This window comes from Neisseria sp. P0021.S005 (genome assembly GCF_051956955.1).
The window spans coordinates 1-4411 of the sequence record NZ_JBQCWY010000227.1; the positions used below are offsets into that span (position 1 = coordinate 1).

Annotated in this window: 2 protein-coding genes; one reads left to right on the forward strand and one right to left on the reverse strand. The window is 44.6% G+C overall.

Features of this window, described 5'->3' with window-relative positions:
• On the forward strand, nt 1–1123 hold a 1123-nt coding region (gene metE, locus ACTHUE_RS11510; RefSeq protein ID WP_440423509.1), incomplete at its 5' end, for a 5-methyltetrahydropteroyltriglutamate--homocysteine S-methyltransferase.
• Between the two features lie 92 nt (nt 1124–1215).
• Here the strand turns inward: metE and ACTHUE_RS11515 are convergent.
• The gene (locus ACTHUE_RS11515) at nt 1216–3456 is read right to left on the reverse strand and encodes a right-handed parallel beta-helix repeat-containing protein (RefSeq protein WP_107810873.1); all 2241 of its coding nucleotides are present in this window, start codon (nt 3454–3456) and stop codon (nt 1216–1218) included.
• Nucleotides 3457–4411 lie beyond the last annotated feature (955 nt).

Consider the following 4411-nt stretch of genomic DNA (forward strand, 5'->3'; position numbering starts at 1 on the left):
CAGCAGTGAAATCCACCGTGCAGACGTTGCCAAACGCCTGGCCGATTTGCCTGCCAACGCAGACCAACGCAAATCTCCATTTGCCGACCGTATCAAAGCGCAACAAGCATGGTTGAACCTGCCTCTGCTGCCGACTACCAACATCGGTTCTTTCCCACAAACTACCGAAATCCGCCAAGCACGTGCAGCCTTCAAAAAAGGCGAACTGTCTGCTGCCGATTACGAAGCCGCGATGAAAAAAGAAATCGCTTTGGTGGTTGAAGAGCAAGAAAAACTGGACTTGGACGTACTGGTACACGGCGAAGCCGAGCGTAACGACATGGTTGAATACTTCGGCGAATTGTTGAGCGGTTTTGCGTTCACCCAATACGGCTGGGTACAAAGCTACGGCTCACGCTGCGTTAAACCACCTATCATCTTCGGTGACGTAAGCCGTCCTGAAGCCATGACTGTTGCTTGGTCTACTTACGCTCAAAGCCTGACCAAACGCCCGATGAAAGGTATGCTGACCGGCCCTGTAACCATTCTGCAATGGTCTTTCGTCCGCAACGATATTCCTCGCGCTACCGTGTGCAAACAAATCGCACTGGCTCTGAACGACGAAGTATTGGATCTGGAAAAAGCCGGTATCAAAGTCATCCAAATTGACGAACCTGCCATCCGCGAAGGTCTGCCTTTGAAACGTGCCGATTGGGATGCCTACCTGAACTGGGCCGGTGAATCTTTCCGCCTGTCCTCTACCGGTTGCGAAGACAGCACCCAAATCCACACTCATATGTGCTACTCTGAGTTCAACGACATCCTGCCTGCCATCGCCGCCATGGACGCTGACGTCATCACCATCGAAACTTCACGTTCCGATATGGAGCTCTTGACTGCGTTCGGCGAATTCAAATACCCGAACGACATCGGCCCAGGTGTTTACGACATCCACAGCCCACGCGTACCGACTGAAGCTGAAGTTGAGCACCTGTTGCGCAAAGCCATCGAGGTTGTACCGGTTGAACGTCTGTGGGTTAACCCAGACTGCGGCCTGAAAACCCGTGGCTGGAAAGAAACTCTGGAACAACTCCAAGTGATGATGAATGTAACCCACAAACTGCGTGCCGAACTGGCTAAATAATGTGAGTTAGATGAAAAGGCCGTCTGAAAATTTTCAGACGGCCTTTTTTTATTTATCGATATTTAGACCATAAAGATTACAGCTTCAACAGCTTACAAAATCCCTGTCGTTGTATGATGTTCTTCCACTCCTGATGTATACACATTCTTAGTATGGTGATACACAGCATCTTTAGTTGTTGCGACAATATAGTTGGCTTCTGACAAGATATCGCTCAAGGCAACTTTACTGCCGGTCGTATTCACCTTTGTCAGTGCTGCACCATTATGGCTATTGCCTTCTGAATACGTTTTGATGTTATTTTCAAAGCGCAGCCATGAATCATACAGTTCGTCTTTGATGTCCGTCATGATTTTATTGTTGGCTACATTTAAAGATGCCTTGCCCTTAGGGTTGGTACTGTATACGTCTACCAAAACATCATCCAGGGCACCACCAAGTTTCAATGTGTTATTAGTGATGTTGTACTCTTTGGCATTACTTTTCAAATAAGCAAATTCGACATAGCCGTCAGATTTTTCACGCACGGAAATTTTGTTGTTGTGAATGGTCACCGCACCATGCATAGCGACATTGCCATGGTGTTCTTCCACATAAACCGGCACCGCGCCTTTCATAATCTTGCCGATATCGGCATCATTGCCGCTAATGGTAATAGTACCGCTGCCAATGCCGTTTTTAGATAAAACGCGGTCGTAGGTATCGTTGATGACGGCAATCAGATATTTGGTGGATTCGCCGCTGATCTTGTTATTTGCCATATTGAGCGTGTAATCCATTTTGCTTTCATGGTTACGGAACTCAATCGCGTAAGTCTGAATATTGTTTTGATAAACCGTCAGATTTTTAATGACATTATTGCTGATATCGAAATAGCCTTTGTTAGCCGAGTGCAAATCTTTGTATTGGGTATTGGTTTGCACCTGGATACCTGAATACATGTGATAGTACTTGCCCAAGTCATCATCAACATTCAAGCGGAAGCTCGGGTCTTGGATAATGGTATTGCCGGTAATTTTGACTTTATCCATAGAAAACTGGCGGTTGTAAGCAGCAATACCATACAGCCGGTCACCTGTTAACACATTGTCTTCAATGACAATGCCTGTACCATCATGCACATCCAAGCCTTTGCGGTAGTTGTGGTTGGTCGTGTTTTTACGGTATGTGACACCGTAATTGTAGCTGCCCGCAACCACAGCCATACCGTAGCCGGTACCGCCGTCCGCTTCGTGGCCGTTCCAATCCAAACGGTTGCCCTCGCCGATAAAGTTTTGTTGGAAACCGATCAGCGCACCGGCAACGCGGTTGTGGTGCAGATACGAATCAACAATACGGTTGTTTTCACCCAAAGGCAGCGCTTCATATTTTTCATCAATTTCGCCGCTTTGTACGCGCTCTTTAAAGGTCAGCTTTTGACCTTTTTCCTTTTCCAAAGAAGCAGTCGACGTGAACATCACACCAGCACGATTGGCACCGGAAACCTCTACTTTACTGATTAAAGTATTGTCCGCATCGTTCACCAAAATGCCGTTTACCTTGCCAAAATAGCTTAAGCCTTTGCGGTAAAAATCAGGGTTGGTATATTGAACCGACAAGTTGGCAATGGTTTTATTGTTTTGTCCATCGATCAAGATACCGGCAAATTGGCGAATGTCATCATGGTTGGTGTTCGGGTTGAACACGCCTGTCTGCGCCTTATCAAACGTTACTTTGGTTTTACCCATCCCCGAACCAAACAAACCGCGTGCGCCGGAAACGGTTTTATCCATCACAATCTGGTTGGAAATATAGTAGGTACCATCCAAGAAGACCATGGCTTTTTCTTTATGAGCCGCCTCTAAAGCCGCTTTAAATGCCTGAAGGCTGTCTTTTTTACCCTGCGCATCGGCACCAAAATCATTCACACGAACATAATTACCATACTCTTTAGATTGATACACGCGGTATTTTCCAGAGACACCTGCCCTGTTTTCGGTATGATCGTCAATTTTGTTTTCTTTGACTGAACTGAGGTGGCTATCGTGACTCATGGCTGTTTTTTTGCCGGAAGAAACGCTCACGACTTTGTTATGGCCGTCTGAATCGTTCAAAATCTTTTTATGCACAATTTCGACTGTTTTTTTTCCTTCGGCAATTCTGTCTTCTGCCTCTTTTTCTTTGCGGGCAGCGTCTTGTTTGGCTTTACGCTCTGCAATCGCTTTTTCGACTGCTGCTTTATGCGCTTCTTTTGCATGCTCGACGGCGTTTGCTTTGGCTGTGGCGGCTTCGGCTATTTTTTTTGCTTTAGCCTCTTCGTATTTTTTTTGCTTTTCAGCCAAAATTTTTTCCATCGATTGATTAACCGGTTTGTTTACCGGCTCTTTTGAAACAACCTGTTTGTCCGTTACTTTAGACGCAATGGTATTTTTACCAGAAACGCTACTTGCAGAAGCAACACTGGCCCGTACGACACGCATTTTTGTTACAACGCCGTCTGAAGATGATGAGGTACTGTTCAATCTTGCCGCCTCAGCCACATGAACCGCATCTCTCGTTACAGTATTTTTACCGCTTAATTGCTTGGGTTCAGGAAAAACAGACGGACTTCCCCCAAAATTTTGGGTGTGTATCCATTCTTTTAGAGGAGAAGATGATTCGGAAGTGGTTTCAGGAGTTGAGGAGCCTTGACGGATATGGGTACGGCCAAGAGGGGCAAGTTTATGTGACATAATCAGCGTATTTCCTTGTATCAAATATCGTCCTTTCCCACCGCACAAGCGTGCAACAAAAAAGTTCGATGAATAAAGAGGTAAGACGGATTCTGTCGTAACAGCAATTGCCTGTATAAAGGCCAAACTGAAGCTGGCCACTTTGAGAAAATCGGCAGCGTTTCCCCTTCTGCCGATTTTCTGATTGAAAACGGTAATGGTGTTTGGACAGAACCCTTGGATGGCTTTTATAGGCAATCTGCCCGCGTACCATATATCCGGTTATTTTTGACGGAAAATGTATCAGAGTCCCTTTTTAATTGATTAGTTCATCCAAAGTTAAGTTATTTTTGATTTTTATAGCAAAATAAAAATGGTTTTATCTTGCATTGTTTTCTTTTTTGGCGTGACAGAGTTAATCCCGCGAAGCCAAAAAGGAGGGGAATTCTAACACAATATGTTTTTAGCATTCCCCATTTAACTAAATTTACAAAATATACAAAATAAATATCTATAAATGTTTTTAACTTCATCGAAAAATCAATAAAATTCGATATTTTCAATGTGTATTTTTACAACATAATTGCGCATTATATAC

Bases quoted from the DNA above. Each gene is read 5' to 3' on its own strand.
- ACTHUE_RS11515 (WP_107810873.1), bottom strand. From the start codon at position 3,456: ATGGAAAAAATTTTGGCTGAAAAGCAAAAAAAATACGAAGAGGCTAAA.